The organism is Cohaesibacter haloalkalitolerans (assembly GCF_003574655.1).
GTDB lineage: Bacteria > Pseudomonadota > Alphaproteobacteria > Rhizobiales > Cohaesibacteraceae > Cohaesibacter > Cohaesibacter haloalkalitolerans.
This window is the reverse complement of the sequence record NZ_QNUM01000003.1, coordinates 144,965-160,933: the sequence shown is the minus strand read 5'-3', so window position 1 is coordinate 160,933 and position 15,969 is coordinate 144,965. Positions and strand designations below refer to the sequence as shown.

The 15,969-nt window shown below is 56.8% G+C and carries 12 protein-coding genes; 7 read left to right on the top strand and 5 right to left on the bottom strand.

The genetic code is table 11. The features are described 5' to 3' along the window. Positions 1 to 95 precede the first annotated feature (95 nt). The 6 genes from DSL70_RS08270 to hflX all read left to right on the top strand — a co-directional run bounded on the left by DSL70_RS08270 (position 96) and on the right by hflX (position 8,909). Positions 96 to 2,450, top strand: coding sequence for a sensor histidine kinase NtrY-like (locus DSL70_RS08270; protein WP_162916464.1), 2,355 nt, complete (start codon positions 96 to 98; stop codon positions 2,448 to 2,450). Between the two features lie 2 nt (positions 2,451 to 2,452). Further along, the gene (gene ntrX, locus DSL70_RS08265) at positions 2,453 to 3,823 is read left to right on the top strand and encodes a nitrogen assimilation response regulator NtrX (RefSeq protein ID WP_119307453.1); all 1,371 of its coding nucleotides are present in this window, start codon (positions 2,453 to 2,455) and stop codon (positions 3,821 to 3,823) included. A 225-nt stretch (positions 3,824 to 4,048) separates the two neighbouring features. Next, entirely contained in the window at positions 4,049 to 5,425 is a 1,377-nt protein-coding gene (trkA, locus tag DSL70_RS08260) for a Trk system potassium transporter TrkA (protein WP_119307452.1), read from the top strand. Between the two features lie 21 nt (positions 5,426 to 5,446). Further along, positions 5,447 to 6,910, top strand: a complete 1,464-nt coding sequence (locus tag DSL70_RS08255) for a TrkH family potassium uptake protein (protein ID WP_119307451.1) — start codon at positions 5,447 to 5,449, stop codon at positions 6,908 to 6,910. Positions 6,911 to 7,256: 346 nt separating this feature from the next. Further along, positions 7,257 to 7,511 (top strand): RNA chaperone Hfq, encoded by a 255-nt coding sequence (gene hfq / locus DSL70_RS08250; protein ID WP_119307450.1) that lies wholly within the window; start codon positions 7,257 to 7,259, stop codon positions 7,509 to 7,511. Between the two features lie 54 nt (positions 7,512 to 7,565). Then, positions 7,566 to 8,909, top strand: a complete 1,344-nt coding sequence (gene hflX, locus DSL70_RS08245) for a GTPase HflX (RefSeq protein ID WP_119307868.1) — start codon at positions 7,566 to 7,568, stop codon at positions 8,907 to 8,909. Between the two features lie 80 nt (positions 8,910 to 8,989). Here the strand turns inward: hflX and mazG are convergent, their stop codons facing one another. Next, the gene (gene mazG / locus DSL70_RS08240; protein WP_119307449.1) at positions 8,990 to 9,835 is read right to left on the bottom strand and encodes a nucleoside triphosphate pyrophosphohydrolase; all 846 of its coding nucleotides are present in this window, start codon (positions 9,833 to 9,835) and stop codon (positions 8,990 to 8,992) included. A 51-nt stretch (positions 9,836 to 9,886) separates the two neighbouring features. Further along, positions 9,887 to 10,606: a tRNA (5-methylaminomethyl-2-thiouridine)(34)-methyltransferase MnmC2 gene (gene mnmC2 / locus DSL70_RS08235; protein WP_119307448.1), complete on the bottom strand. Its 720-nt coding sequence runs from the start codon at positions 10,604 to 10,606 to the stop codon at positions 9,887 to 9,889. Between the two features lie 108 nt (positions 10,607 to 10,714). Here mnmC2 and DSL70_RS08230 point away from each other — a divergent pair, with 108 nt between their 5' ends. Continuing rightward, a complete protein-coding gene (locus DSL70_RS08230) occupies positions 10,715 to 11,893 on the top strand; it encodes an NAD(P)/FAD-dependent oxidoreductase (protein ID WP_119307447.1) in 1,179 nt (392 codons plus the stop codon). Between the two features lie 822 nt (positions 11,894 to 12,715). Here the strand turns inward: DSL70_RS08230 and DSL70_RS08220 are convergent. Genes DSL70_RS08220 through metG form a run of 3 tightly spaced genes read right to left on the bottom strand, consistent with a single transcriptional unit; the run spans position 12,716 to position 15,898 of the window. Continuing rightward, entirely contained in the window at positions 12,716 to 13,522 is an 807-nt protein-coding gene (locus DSL70_RS08220; protein WP_119307445.1) for an MBL fold metallo-hydrolase, read from the bottom strand. A 28-nt stretch (positions 13,523 to 13,550) separates the two neighbouring features. After that, entirely contained in the window at positions 13,551 to 14,327 is a 777-nt protein-coding gene (locus DSL70_RS08215; RefSeq protein WP_119307444.1) for a TatD family hydrolase, read from the bottom strand. A gap of 8 nt (positions 14,328 to 14,335) precedes the next feature. Next, on the bottom strand, positions 14,336 to 15,898 hold the full coding sequence (gene metG / locus DSL70_RS08210; RefSeq protein ID WP_119307443.1) for a methionine--tRNA ligase: 1,563 nt from the start codon (positions 15,896 to 15,898) through the stop codon (positions 14,336 to 14,338). Between the last annotated feature and the right edge of the window lie 71 nt (positions 15,899 to 15,969).

The following is a 15,969-nucleotide window of genomic DNA, read 5'->3' as shown; positions in this document are numbered from 1 at the left end:
TCACAGAGAGCTGTCACATTTAAGCAACAATTTCATTGGATAGAAGGGACGATTCCCTCTATTGGGTTGTCCCTTTTCTCGAGGATTTGTTGCCGGTGTCCTATCTTTCCGAGTCTGATTATTCCGCGAAGCGGGATGGTGGTGCTGAGCCTTTGGGCGGCAAGGAGCCTGCAACGGCCTCCATTCCCGAAAAGCCGGAACCGAGGAGCCGACTGCGCTATCTGGGGCTGGCGAGCGTGGTGCTGTCGGTCGTTTCCGGTATCACGTCCTTTGTCATTCTTCTGGGGCTTACCCCGATTGAGCCGACCGATGATGTCATCCGGATCGCGATGATCGTCAACGGAACGCTGTTGTTCCTTTTGGCTCTGGTGATCTTCCTGGAAGCCTGCGCAGTCTTGCGGGCGCGACAAAAGGGTCGGGCCGGGGCGCGTCTGCACATCAGGGTGATGGGGCTGTTTGCACTGGTCGCGACTTTACCGACGATTCTGGTCGCCATTTTCGCCTCCATTACCCTCGACCAGGGCCTTGATCGCTGGTTCTCGTCGCGAACTCAGGCGATCATTAACAGCTCACAGACCGTCGCCAGTGCTTACACCAAGGAACATGCGCGCGTTCTGCGCAACGAGCTTTTGGGCATTGCTCAGGCGCTCAACGATGCAGAGCCCTATTTTCTGCTCGATTCAGACCGCTTCCGTGCCATCTTCTCGCGCCAGACCCGCATTCGCGGCATTCCTGCGGCCTTTGTTGTCAATGGTGCCGGTGAGCAGCTGATGGCCTCGCCGAGCCGCCTTGATCAGCCTGTGCCAAAGATGCCGGGGCCGGACCTTCTGGAACAGGCTCATAGCCAGCCGGTGTTCATTGCGCTTGGAGATTCCAATCTCGTAGCCGGTATCATGCGGCTTGAGGAGTTCAACGACGCCTATCTTTTCGTGCTGCGGGTGATCGACCCTGTCGTTTCCAACTTCCTGCGTATGACGTCTGAAAATGCGCAGGAATACCGGGCGTTCTTTGACAGTCGATCGAATATTCAGGCGGCTTTTGCCATGCTCTATATCGGGGCAGGGCTGATCATCCTGTTGTCGACGACCTGGTTCGCCATTGGCTTCTCCAACCGTCTGGTGGCGCCGATCAGCCGGTTGATCGGTGCTGCGGAGCGTGTGCGCCATGGGGATCTCTATGCGCGACTGCCGGTTGAAAAGGATTCGACCGATTTTGCCAACCTCAACCAGACCTTCAACACCATGACCACCGAGCTCAGGCTGCAGCGCGATGAGCTGATCCTGGCCCGCGATGCCATTGATGCTCGCCGACGCTTCACCGAGGCGATGTTGCAAGGGGTTAGTGCCGGGGTGATCGGTGTCGACGAGACTGGCGAAATCACGCTGGCCAACCCTTCGGTGCTGAAGATCCTCGGGCTCAAGGAGCGGGACCTTCTGGGCGAGGATCTCGACAAGGTGCTGCCAGAGGTGGCGACGCTGGTGGATGAGGCGGACAATCTGGCCGAAGCCCACAAGGAAGGCCAGATTCTGGTGGTCCGCAATGGCATCGAATACTCCCTGCGTGCAAGGGTCACCTTGGAACGCAGCAATGAGGACGAGAGCCATTCCTATGTAGTCACGCTTGATGATATCACCGAGCTGGTCAGTGCGCAGCGCTCGGCTGCCTGGGCTGACGTGGCCCGGCGCATCGCCCATGAAATCAAGAACCCGCTGACACCGATCCAGCTTTCGGCGGAGCGTTTGCGTCGGCGCTACGGCAAGAAGATTGCCGAGGATGACCAGAAGGTGTTTGAACAATGCGTCAACACCATTGTGCGGCAGGTGGGCGATATCGGGCGCATGGTCGATGAGTTCTCGTCCTTTGCCCGGATGCCGAAACCGGTATTCGAGCACGGGGACCTGTCCGAGGTGATCAAGCAATCGGTGTTCCTGATCGAGGTTGCCAACCACGATATCGAGTTTACCACTGAAATCCCCGAGAAGATGCCGGTTTCCTTCGACCATCGCCTTGTTTCGCAGGCCATGGCCAATGTCATCAAGAATGCCACCGAAGCCATTGCCGGACGGGAAGATCGTCAGGAGATTGACGGGCATGTCATCGTTCGGGCCGAGGAAGAGGACGTCAACTATTGTGTTCGCGTCATTGACAATGGCATCGGCTTCCCGGCCAACAACCGGCAGCGATTGCTTGAGCCCTACATGACGACCCGGGAAAAGGGCAGTGGTCTGGGTCTGGCGATCGTGCGCAAGATTCTGCGTGAGCATGGCGGCGGCATTCAGCTCAGAGACGCCAGCGAGGTTTCGGATTTCGAGCAGGGCGCCTGCATCGAGATCCGCATTCCGAAGGAGGGGGCGGACCGTCTTGGTACGGATGAGGACGAAGATGCCATCCAGAATGTCAATTCCGGATTGGCCATTACAACTACGACAAACAATGCAACGGAGGACTGAGTATGGCTGCCGATATTCTTGTGGTCGATGACGAGGTCGACATTCGTGAGCTTGTTGCAGGCCTTTTGGAAGATGAAGGGTACGATACGCGCATGGCGTCGCACAGCGACGAAGCGCTGGAGCTGATCGAGCAGCGCCGACCCTCTCTCATCTTTCTCGATATCTGGTTGCAGGGCTCGCGCCTTGATGGTCTGGCGCTGTTGGCTGTCATCAAGCAGAAGCACCCCGAATTGCCGGTCGTGATGATTTCCGGCCACGGCGGGGTGGAAACCGCAGTGGCGGCGATCAAGCGCGGGGCCTATGATTTCATCGAAAAGCCGTTCAAGGCCGATCGGCTCATTCTGGTGGCCGAGCGTGCCCTTGAAGCCTCCAGCCTCAAGCGGCAGGTGAAGGATCTGCAGTCGCGCAGCGGCGTGGAGACCAAACTGGTCGGCTCGTCCGGCTCGATGAACAACCTTCGGCAGATGATCCAGCGTGTCGCGCCGACCAACAGTCGGGTTCTTATCTCCGGTCAGTCCGGCTCCGGCAAGGAGCTGGTCGCTCGCTGCATCCATCAGCAGTCGCCAAGGGCTGAAGCGCCTTTCGTGATCTTTTCCTCCATCCAGTTTGCGCTGGAAGATCTGGAATTGCAGCTGTTTGGCACAGAAGCGGATGGTGCTACCCAGCGCAAGGTCGGCGCCTTTGAAGAAGCGCACGGCGGTACGCTCTATCTTGAGGAAATCGCCGACCTGCCGATCGACCTGCAAAGCAAGCTGACACGGGTGTTGACGACGAGCAAGTTCATCCGCGTTGGTGGCAGCAAGCCGGTTCAGGTGGATGTGCGCGTGATTTCCTCCACTGCGCGCAATATGGAGGGCCTGATTACCGAAGGAACGTTCCGTGAAGACCTGTTCCATCGCCTCAGCGTCGTTCCGCTTTCCGTTCCACCTCTGGCTGACCGGCGGGAGGACATCCCCGAGCTTGTCCTGCATTTCATGGAGCAGCTGTCGGCGACCGCTGGTTTGCCTGCGCGCAAGATCGGGGAAGACGCCATGGCGATCCTGCAGGCGCACAACTGGCCGGGCAATATCCGCCAGTTGCGCAACAACATCGAGCGGCTGCTGATTCTCACGAAGGGAGATGAAAATGCGATCATTACCGCTGATCTTTTGCCAAGCGAAGTTGGCGAGACCGTGCCGAGCATTCCTGGCGGTGGAGAAGCGGGCGAGCAGATCATGTCGCTGCCGCTGAAGAGGGCGAGGGAAGTTTTCGAGCGCGAATATCTCAAGGCACAGATCGCCCGATTTGGCGGAAACGTCTCGCGTACAGCGGAATTTGTCGGCATGGAGCGCTCGGCGTTGCATCGCAAGCTGAAGAGTCTCGGCGTGGTTTGAGGGTTGGCTTGCGGGGATATGCCTTCCCCGTCGCCTCTCTTGCCTTCTGTCGTGAAGGAGGCTATGCGTTTCTTTCGTTGGGCTTGGCTCCAAAATATGCAATAAAGCGCGGATGACATCTCTAGAGCGGCCATCTGTTCCGGTTCATGGTGCAAGTCGCTCATCGGGTTCAATGCGCAAGGGCTGTTGCTTTGGCGGCAGACCGAAAAACGAAAGCGGTCAGTTATGAAAGTGGTGATTTGCGGCGCAGGGCAGGTGGGATATGGCATCGCCAAGCATCTGTCGTCAGAGCAGAATGATGTTACCGTGATTGACAGCTCTCCGCAGCTCGTCGCTGCCATTCGCGATACGCTGGACGTTCGCGGTTATGTCGGCCACGGGGCGCATCCGGACATTCTGGCGCGAGCCGGGGCCAAGGAAGCGGACATGATCATCGCGGTCACGCTCTATGACGAGGTGAACATGATCGCCTGTCAGGTCGCCCACTCCATTTTCAACGTACCCACCAAGGTGGCGCGTGTGCGCGCGCAGTCCTATCTTGAAAAGCATTATGCAGACCTGTTCTCGCGCGAACATCTGCCTATCGACGTGATCATTTCTCCCGAGGTGGAAGTGGGGGAAATGGTGCTGTCACGCATGGCCATGCCCGGCGCGGAAGATACGGTGCGCTTTGCCGATGGCGAAGTGTTGATGATCGCGATCGAGTGCGAAGAGGAATGTCCGGTTGTTGATACGCCGCTACGGCAGCTGACCGAATTGTTCCCCGATCTGCAGGCCGTGGTGGTTGGCATCCGGCGCGAGGGGCAACTGTTTGTGCCGCACGCGGAAGACCACATGCAGGCCAGCGATCTGGCTTACGTCGTTGTCTCCCGCGATCATGTCTGGCGTACCCTCAGCATCTTCGGCCATGACGAGGCTCAGGCCAACCGGGTGGTGATTGCCGGTGGTGGTAACATTGGCCGCTATGTTGCGATGGCCATTGAGGAACGCCGCAAGCGGACCCGCGCCAAGGTCATCGAGCTCAATCGCGATCGGGCCATCAAGATCGCCAACGATTTCAACGATACCATCGTTCTGCAGGGCAGTGCGCTTGATCAGGATATTCTGAAGGAAGCCGATATTCGCGAAGCGGACACGATGATTGCACTGACCAACAATGATCAGGTGAACATTCTGAGCTGTGCAATGGCCAAGCGTCTTGGCTGTTCGCGCACGATGGCGCTGCTCAATGATTCCCATTATTCCGCGCTGGTGCATGATCTCGGAATCGATTCCAGCGTCAACCCGCGTTCGGTCACCATTTCCAAGATTCTGCAGCATGTTCGGCGCGGTCGTATCCGTGGGGTTCATGCTGTGGAAGACGGTGCCGCCGAGGGCATTGAAGCAGAAGCTCTGGAGACCTCTCCACTGGTCGGTCGACCGTTGCGCAGCGTTGAATTCCCCGAAGGCGTTCGTGTCGGTGCCATCTACCGTGGCAGCGAGGTGTTGATGCCTGATGGCGAGACGACCATTCAGGCCGGTGACCGGGTCATTCTTTTTGCCCTTGCAGATCGCGTCAAGCAGGTGGAACTGCTGTTCCGCGTCAGTTTCGAATTTTTCTGATCCCAACGAGGCTGATTGCGGATGACCGCTATTCTCTACTATCTGTCCATTCTGCTCGGAGCCCTCGGCAGCCTTATGCTGCCGACGGCGCTGGTGGCGCTCAGCGCGGGGGATGCGGAATTGGCCGAGGGGTTTCTGTTGACCTCCGGTCTTACGGGGTTTCTCTCCGGCGGAATCTATTTTGCCTTGCGTGGTCAGGAACGGGAGATGGTCAACCAGCAGACCTTTCTGCTGTGTGTTTTCGCCTGGTTCGGTCTGCCCGTGGCTGCGGCCTTTCCCTTTGTGATGTCTGGTCATATGGCGTGGGTCGACGCCTTTTTCGAGGCTGCATCGGGGATCAGCACTACGGGGGCAACCATTTTTCCGACCCTTGAAGGGGTGCCGAAGGCGATCATCTTCTGGCGGGCCATCCTGCAATGGTTCGGCGGCTTCCTTACCTTGCTGAGTTTCCTTCTGGTGCTGGCACCAAGCGGGGTCGGTGTCATTCGCGATACCTACAGCAAGTTCATGGAGCAGAGTCTGGGCGATGAAATCGGCTGGACGACCAATGTCCTGCGACAGGTGGGAACGGCCTATGGGCTGATCACGCTGGCGCTTGCGGTGTTGCTGGTGGTGGTGGGAATTCCACCCTTCGATTCCACCTGTATTGCCTTCTCGACCATCAGTACTGGCGGCTTTCTGCCCTTTGATGGCGCGATCGGCGAGCATTATGACAACCGGTTGGCCGAGCTTGTCATTGCCCTTGGCATGATCGCCGGGTCGTCCAGTGTCGTCTGGCATCGGATGGCGGTGCGCAAGAAATTGCAGTTTCTCATCGAACACCGGGAAAGCTACATCCTGTTTGCGCTGATGTTCGTGGTCGGGCTGTTCTATTCCATAACCCTCTTTCAGCTTGCCGGCGGCGCGAGTGTGCTGGCGCCAAGTGCTGCGATCCGGCAGGGATTCTTTGCCGCCATTTCGTTGATTTCGACTACCGGCATCGAACTGCGTCACGCAGACGTTACGGTCTTTCCCGGGCTGCTGGTGGTCAGTCTGGCGCTGATGGGGGCAACTTCCTTTTCCACGTCTGGCGGCCTCAAGATCTATCGTGTGGCCGCGCTGTTCATGCAGTTGGTGAGTGAAGTCAGCCGGCTGCTCCACCCCAACAAGATCCGCAAGGGGCGGCTTGGCGATGCGCGGCCAACGATCCAGTTCATGAACGGTGTCTGGACTTCGCTGTTCCTGTCGCTCACCCTGATCGCTGTGGTCGTCGGGATCGTCACAAGCCATATCGGATATCTGGATGGTGGTATTCTGGCTACCGTTTCGAGCTTCGCCAATATCGGCCCGCTTTACAGCACCAACTGGACGCAGACTGCCGACTGGCCCAGCTATTTCGAAATGGCACCGGTTGTGAAATACACTCTGGCGGCGACAATGCTGCTCGGGCGGGTGGAAATCATCGTCCTTTTGGGGGCACTGAGCTTCAGGACATGGCTCAGATAAGCCTGAAGTTGCAACACATTGGTTGGCTATTGGGCACAATGCCCAATTTGGTTGCGATTGCAGCTTGGCAAGCGACCGGTTTTAGTTAAACTGGTAGTCTGAGAATCGATATCTTAGAAAACTTCGATTTTTATGAGCAAGATTGCCGATGCGGTTTGTGGGGGGCTGCCGGGTGATCACTGGCAGAATTCCCCCAAGATATGTGGACAATATCAGCCTAATGGCTTCACGCGATCAAAAATGGCGTGGCTCAGGCTGGTGAAATCTACCGGACTACGTCATACTGAAATCACATGACAGGTCTTGATGACCTCATGTTGAATGAAAAGAAAATAAGGCAGGACACATGGCTGAACGCGCCCAGAACCTCCAAGATACCTTTCTCAATCATGTTAGAAAAACGAAGACACCTCTGACCATTTTTCTGGTCAATGGGGTCAAGTTGCAAGGTGTTGTAACTTGGTTCGATAATTTCTGCGTGCTTTTGCGCCGCGACGGGCATTCGCAGCTGGTCTACAAGCATGCCATCTCCACGATCATGCCAAATGGACCATTGACGCTGTTCGAAGCTGGCGAGAATGGCGAAAAGGCTGAGGGCTGATTGTCAGACTCAGACGAATTTGAAGGTCAGGAAACAGGCAAACGTGCGAGCAAGATGATTGATCGCGGCGCCGTTGTTACACGTGCGCTGGTGCTTGTTCCTATTCTTTCACAGCATTTGCAAAACAAGGCTGCGTCGGACGGACGTGTTATCCGGCGCACAGATGAGGCGCGTCTTGAAGAAGCCGCCGGGCTTGCTGCCGCTATTGATCTCGATATTGTCGATGTTTTGCGCGTGCCGCTCAATGCCATTCGACCTGCGACGCTGATCGGCAAGGGCAAGCTGGAAGATATCTGGGAGATCATCGACCGCGAGAAGGTTGATCTCGTCATCATCGATCATCCGCTTTCGCCTATCCAGCAACGCAATCTGGAAAAGGAATGGGATAGCAAGGTTCTCGACAGAACCGGACTGATCCTCGAAATTTTCGGTCGCCGCGCCCAGACCAAGGAAGGGCGCCTGCAGGTCGAACTGGCCCATCTCAATTACCAGAAAGGTCGTCTCGTACGCAGCTGGACGCATCTTGAGCGTCAGCGCGGCGGTATCGGCTTCATGGGTGGTCCCGGCGAAACGCAGATCGAGGCCGACCGGCGGGCCCTTCAGGACAAGATCAACCGGCTTGAGAAGGATCTCGAGCAGGTACGCCGGACCCGTGGGCTGCACCGCTCCAACCGGCAGAAGGTTCCGCATCCCATCGTTGCGCTTGTCGGCTACACCAACGCTGGCAAATCGACGCTGTTCAACTATCTTACCGGAGCCGGGATCTTTGCCAAGGATCTGCTCTTTGCAACGCTTGATCCGACCCTGCGCACAATGGTGTTGCCGCATGGGCGGTCGGTCATCCTGTCCGATACGGTCGGGTTCATCTCCGATCTGCCGACCCATCTGATCGCCGCTTTCCGTGCGACGCTGGAAGAAGTCCTTGAAGCCGATGTCATTCTGCATGTGCGGGACATCGTGCATGAGGATACCAACGCGCAGGCGGAAGACGTTGCCAGCGTTCTGCATGACCTCGGGATCGAGATCAACATTGATCCGCGGGTGATCGAAGTCTGGAACAAGATAGACCTGCTGCCCGAAGAAGAACGACAGACTGTGCTTGACAGGGCTGCCATTCAGCAGCCGTCCCGAGCAACGGGGCAGATGCAACCTGTCGCGGTTTCCGCCGTGACCGGTGAGGGCACCAGTATTCTGTTGGCCGAAATCGAGGAAAAGCTGTCTGAAGAGGACAACATCCTGACGGTTCATCTCGATTTCGAGGACGGGGAAGGGCTCGCCTGGCTGTATCGCCATTGCGATGTGCTCGATCGGGCCGACGGCGAAGACGGGATTGCTCTTCATGTGCGGGCGCAGGACAAGCTTCAGTCCGAATTGCGCAGCCGTTTTGACGTCGATTAGTCAACCCAGTCATTAAATCAGGGCAGGGGCTCCGGATGCAAGTCGCGTTCGGAGCCCTTGTTCATGATAGCCGGAGACGGTCAGTCCCGTTCACTCTTGGCTTCCTGCCAGAGATCTTCCATTTCATCGAGCGTGGCACTTTCGAGGTTGCCCCCCCGTTCAGCCAGTTCGCTTTCGATGTGACCGAAGCGGTCACGGAATTTCTGGTTGGTATAGGACAGCGCTTCGTCCGGGTCGACGTTCAGATGGCGGGCGAGGTTAGCCACGGCAAACAGCAGGTCGCCGATTTCATTGCGGATGGCCTTTTCGTCAAGCTCATGGTCGATGAGTTCGGCGCGGACTTCTTCCACTTCCTCGGCGATCTTGTCGAGCACGAGAATGGGGTCATTCCAGTCGAACCCGACCTTGCTGGCCTGCTTCTGCAGTTTGACGGCGGCTTTCATCGCTGGCATGCCGCGCGGTACGGCATCAAGGAAGGTCTGCTCCTTTTCGGTCAGGCCGATGGCTTCCCGTTCCTTGGCGCGTTCGGCCTTTTCCTCGGTCTTGATGGCTTCCCATGCTTCACGCACCATGCCCTTGTCGCGGGCCTCAGTGGTGCCGAATACGTGGGGGTGGCGGCGCAGCATCTTCTTTGTCACAGCAAGAACGACGTCGCCAAAGTCGAAGCGGGCCGGATGGTCTTCCATTTCGCTGGCCATTTGTGCGTGGAAGATAACCTGGAGCAAAAGATCCCCCAGCTCATCCCGCATATCATAGAGATCGTTCCGCTCGATGGCGTCCTGAACTTCGTAGGCTTCTTCTATGGTATAGGGGATGATGGAGGCGAAATCCTGTTCAATGTCCCAAGGGCAACCTGTCTCCTTGTCACGAAGACGGGTCATTATTTCGACAAGCGTTGCTATGTCGCGAGAGGGCTGAAGTGTCATATTTGAACTCAAGATTATTTGCGGTGGCACGCCTAACGCGTGCAGATTGACTCACCGGGTTCCGATGGTCATGTCCCGTTTATGCCCAAAGCCTTTGCGCTTTGCAATGGAGAAACCTGCTGATTGCAGGGTGCGGCGAACCCATCCGGCCGCGGTGTAGCTGGCAAGCGTTGCGCCGGGATTGGACGCGGCAAAGGCGGCTGTCATCAACTCAAGCGACCAGAGTTCCGGGTTGGTCTTTGGGTTGAAACCATCAAGATACCATGCGTCGATTCCATGGGGGATGCTGCTGATGCCATCCGCAGCGTCGCCGATAAACAAAATGAGCGTAACGGAGCCGAAATGGAGAGACTGCCATCCGTCGGCTTCCGGCTTCCATGCGGCTACAAGTCGTTCCGTCCACGGGGAGAGGTCCTGCCAGCATGACAGCGCTCTTTCCAGACTGGTTCTGTCGAGCGGGTATTTTTCGAATGAGATGAAAGTCAGTTGTGCGTCTTGCAGATTGGTGCCCGAGGGGCTGAGATCTTTTTGCCGGGCAAGATGGCTGTCCCATGCCTGCCAGGTGGCGAGGAAGTTGAGCCCGGTGCCGAAGCCGAACTCTCCGATCACCGGCGACTGGCCCTCTGACCATCGCGCCTCCAGTCTGTTGCCCCCAATGAAGACATGGCGCGTTTCCTCCAGACCGTTGTCACGGGTGTAATAGGTGTCATCGAAGCGTGTGGATTTAGGGGTCAAATTGTCCAGCCACACGAGTTCGGGAGGGTTCGCCATATCAATTTTGCCTTTGATCGATTAGGGTGCAGCAACCGTAACTTTGGAAGCTTCAAAGTGGGGCCTCTGCCGTCATACCGCTTCCCTTCATAAAAAGAAAAGTCTGCCATGCCAAGTGCTCTTAATACCTCATCTGCTTCTCACAGTGATTGCCTTATCGTGGGAGGCGGCGTGTTCGGCCTTTCCATCGCCAGAGCCTGTCTGGGTGCAGGCATGAGCGTTACACTCGTTGACAAACAGGAGATCGGGCAGGGTGCGAGCTATGGTCTTCTGGGGGCGCTCCTGCCGCATATGTCGGAAAGATGGAATGAGAAAAAAGAGTTTCAATTCAATGCTTTAAAAAATCTTTCTAATGTTAAAGTGGAACTTGAAGAAGAGGTCGGGCTGTCAATCGGCTACGACCGTTGCGGCCGTGTCGTGCCCCTCGGGACAGCCAACCTCAGAGAGCGCCACGAAGTGCGTTCCAAGGAGGCTGAAACCCTCTGGCACGGCGCCGAGACCGGATACTATCACAAGGTCATGCCGCAGGACGATCTGGGCGGGTGGCTCAATGCCGACCTTTGTTCCGAGGGCTATGCGTTCGACAATTTCTCCGCTCGCGCCAATCCGCGCGCCTATTGCGAGGCTGCCAGAGCCTCGGTAATCAAGCGCGGCGGCACGGTGCTGGAGAATGCCGAGGTGGTTGATATCAAGGATCTGGGCGAGGGGGCCGAGGTTACACTCAGCAACGGTGACAGGCTTTCTGCCGGCATCGTGGTGCTGTCAGCCGGTTACAAGAGCTTTGCGATGATTGAGGCGCTGACGGGCATGACGGAACTCGGCCAGGGCGTCAAGGGACAGGCGCTGATCGCTCACGTTGGCCAGAAGCCGGGCTTGCCGATCCTTTACGACCGCACAGTCTATGTCGTGCCACATGATGACGGGGTTTGTGCGATCGGCAGCACGACCGAAGAGGTCTGGGACGACGAGCACAGCACGGACGAGCGCTGCGATGAGATCTGGGCCAAGGCGCTGAACCTGTGTCCGATGCTGGAAGGTGCCGAGATCCTGCAGCGCTGGGCGGGCATTCGTCCGAAGGCCGAAAAACGTGACCCGATGGTCGGATTCCTGCCGGGATCTTCAAGCATCTATATCGCAACGGGTGGGTTCAAGATCGGGTTCGGGTTGGCGCATGCCATCGCTCAGGTTTCTGTTGAGCGTCTGGCCAAGCTGCAGTCAACCCTGAAACTGCCTGAGAGCTTCGAGATGACCTATCATCTTGATGGCAAGGCCTGGGGTAAGCATTAGCTCCGTTGCAATCGTATAAATACGAGAGAGCCGCCAGATGTGTGTCTGGCGGCTTTTCTTTTGCGAGCAGCGAATGAGGTGCGTAAGGGGACGTTGCTGCGGGGCGTCGATAAGGTGCCTGTCAGGGAGGAGGCCTTTGAATTGTGCACCGGGAAAGCGGGTATGGAGAGTGCGTTCCGCTGAGTTTTCTTTGTCCATCCAAAAGACGCATAATCTATATTATGGAACTAAATAGAAATATCGTGACTGGTTCGTGGCTGGTGGATGAATGAGTATTATGACGAGATTCCAGTGTCTTACAATCACTTTATGGAGTCATGACTCAGAGGTTCAACTAAATCCCTTTAGGCGTCTCTCATTCGTGTGCTGGAAGCGCCAATTTTTCTTCTGATTGACAAGGCAATTGAGGAAGACGCAGGGAATCAAAGAAATGCGCCACTTCGTGTTGACGTGATGTCTCACCTGAAGTGTTCCAGCTCGCTACCGTTGGCTTGTCGTGCTGTTCGTGCTGTGGCGCTCAGAAGGCATTGGCGACTGGCCTGCGTGGCATGTGCACGCGCAGTCAGCTCCGTACCGTCGTTGGTCTGTCGTCTCATGGCATCGAGCCACTTGCTCGCAAGCGCGAACCCGTCGACCTCAGACAGTCTCGCCTGACGTGGCTCTGAGGCAGTCGTATCGGTGAAATCGAGATGGAGACATGCTCCCGATGCGATCAGGGCTCTGTTGGCAAGCTGTGTTGGATACTTGGTGGTCAGAGCCTGCACGGATGCAGGCGCGGCATCAGAGCCGCGCAAAGTGGGACTGAGGATCGGAGAGATCTGTTCAGAAGGACAGCGTCAGCCCGTCATAGGCAGGAATGACGCCTTCGGGCAATATGTGCCGGAGCGTATCGTAGTCCATATCGATGTGCATGTGGGTCAGGATGGTCAGCTTTGGCTTCAGACGCTCGACCCAGTGCAAAACTTCATCAAGCGAGAAATGGCTCGGATGCGGTGCATAGCGCAAGGCGTCGACAATCCAGACATCGAGATCCTGCATCATCGAAATCGTTTCGGGTTCGAGATCGTTGACGTCCGACGAGTACGCCAGGTTGCCAATGCGGAAACCGAGCGAATGAATATCGCCATGCACCTGATTGTAGGGCATTGCCTCGATGCAGCCTGCTGGACCGTCAATGGTTACCATGCCACCATGGGCGATGCACTCGGATACCAGAATGGGTGGATAGCTGCTGCCTTCCGGCGTTTCAAAGCAATAGCCGAAACCCTGATGTAAACGCTTGAGCGTCATCTCGTTGGCATAGACTTTCACCCGCTCTCGACGGTTGAACACAAAGGCGCGCAGATCATCGATGCCGTGGGTGTGGTCCGCATGAGGATGGGTATAGAGAACGCCATCAACCCAGTCGATATTCTCGCGCAACATCTGCTCGCGGAAATCCGGGCCGGTGTCAATGAGCGCACGGGTCACCTGACCGTCCTGCCATTTTTCGACAAGAGCCGAACAACGGGTGCGCCGGTTCTTCGGGTTATGCGGATCGCATTTGCCCCAGTCGTTGCCAACCCGTGGCACGCCCGGCGATGATCCGCAGCCCAGAATATGCAGCTTGTATCCGTTGTCCTTTGTCATCACTTATTGCTTTCCGCAATCTGTTGCCTTATCGCGCAGCCTTGCTGAACAGGCGGAAGAAATTGTCCGTCGTAATTTTGGAAATCTCTTCCAGCGATACGCCTTTCACCTCAGCCAGAACCTGAGCCGTGTTGACGACATAGGATGGTTCGTTGCGTTTGCCGCGATATGGCATCGGGGCCAGATAAGGAGCGTCGGTTTCGACCAGCAGGCGATCAAGCGGCACGTCCTTGATGGTATCGCGGATTTCCTGACTGCGTTTGAAGGTCAGAATGCCGGAGAGGGAGACATACAGCCCCATTTCCAGTGATCGCATCGCCAGTTCGCGATTGGAGGAATAGCAATGCAAAAGGGCGGGGAAGGCCCCCTCCTCCATGCCTTCCCTGAGGATCGCGATGGTGTCGTCTTCTGCGTCACGGGTATGGATGGACAGCGGTAGACCGGTCATCCGGGCCGCCTTGATATGCCTGCGAAAGCCTTCTGCCTGTGCTTCACGCGGTGCGTTGTCGTAGAAATAGTCAAGGCCGACCTCACCAATGGCGACGCATTTGGGATGCTCGGCCAGTCTGGCGATGTCTTCGGCGCTGTAGTTCAGCTCTTCGTCCGTATTGTGCGGATGGGTGCCGACCGAGCAGAAGACATTGTCATACCGCTCGGCGATGGCCTTGATTTCATCGAACTTGTTGATGCGTGTGCATATGGTGACCATATGCCCGACGCCCGCCAGCTTGGCGCGGCGGACGACATCGTCCAGTTCTTCCTGAAAGTCAGGAAAATCCAGATGGCAATGGCTATCAACCAGCATGATCCCGTCTATGCCTCGTCTTCTTCGGTTTTCTCGACATAGCGCGGGAATACCGGGCTTGGTTTGTCGATCGGAGTGCCTGCTGCCAGACGGCCAACAGGGCCAAGGGAGGTGAAATCGCGCTTGTCAGACGGAAGAGCGAAGAGATCGAGCAACTTCTCGGCGGAGTCCGGAATGTAGGCCTGAGCAAGGATGCCAACCTGACGGATGATCTCGGCCGTGACATAGAGCACGGTGTTCATCCGGGCAGGATCGGTTTTGCGAAGAGCCCATGGTTCCTGGCTCGCAAAATAGCGGTTCGCTTCGCCCACAACGTCCCAGATGACCTCAAGAGCCTTGTGGATCAACTGCTTGTCCATGAACTCACGGCATTTTTCAAGCATCGCATCGGTCTGGTCAAGCATTGCCTTGTCTTCAGGGCTGAAGGCCCCCGGTGCTGGCAGCGCATTGTCGCAGTTCTTGGCGATCATCGAAAGCGAACGGCTTGCGAGGTTGCCAAGGTCGTTGGCAAGATCGGCGTTGGTGCGGTTGACGATTGCTTCGTGGCTGTAGTTGCCATCCTGACCGAATGGCACCTCGCGCAGGAAGAAGAAGCGGGTCTGGTCAAGGCCGTATTCCTCAATGAGGCCGAACGGATCGATGACGTTGCCCACGGATTTGGACATCTTCTCACCGCGGTTGAACAGGAAGCCATGTGCAAACACGCGGCCCGGCACATCGATGCCTGCCGACATCAGGAAGGCTGGCCAGTAGACTGCATGGAAGCGGATGATGTCCTTGCCGATGATGTGGGTGGCGTTGCCCCAGAAGGTCTTGAACTTCTCGGCGTCGACATTGGGATAACCAAGGGCGGTGATATAGTTGGTCAGAGCATCAACCCAGACATACATGACATGCTTGTCATTACCGGGCACCGGAATGCCCCAGTCGAAGGTGGTGCGGGAGATCGACAGATCGCGCAGGCCACTTTTCACGAAGCTGATGACTTCGTTGCGGCGCTCGGATGGGCCCATGAAATCCGGATGGTCTTCATAGAGGGCCAGCAGCTTGTCCTGATAGGCGGAGAGGCGGAAGAAATAGCTTTCCTCTTCGGTCCATTCCACGGGCGAGCCCTGCGGGCCATAACGGACACCGTCTTCGCGTACTTCGGTTTCGCCCTCGGCGTAAAAGGCTTCGTCGCGGACGGAGTACCAGCCCGCGTAGCTGTCCAGATAGATGTCGCCGTTGGCTTCCATCGCCTTCCAGATCGCCTTGGAGGCTTCATAGTGGCGTGGCTGCGTGGTGCGGATGAAGTCATCGTTGGACAGGTTCAGCGCCTTGGCCATTCTTTCAAACACTGGTGCATTCTGGTCGGCCAGCTGGGCGGCTGTCATGCCGAATTTTTCGGCCGTCTGCTGCATCTTCTGGCCATGCTCATCCGTTCCGGTCAGGAAAAACACCGGATATCCATCGAGGCGCTTGAAGCGTGCCATCGAGTCCGTTGCCATCATTTCATAGGCATGCCCGATATGAGGGGCGCCGTTGGGATACGAGATAGCTGTGGAGATGAAAAACGGAGATTTGTCAGTCATGCCGATGGTCGTCTTCTATCAATGGGTGGATTTTCGCCTGCATGGAGCCATCATGGTTTGGTTTGCCATGA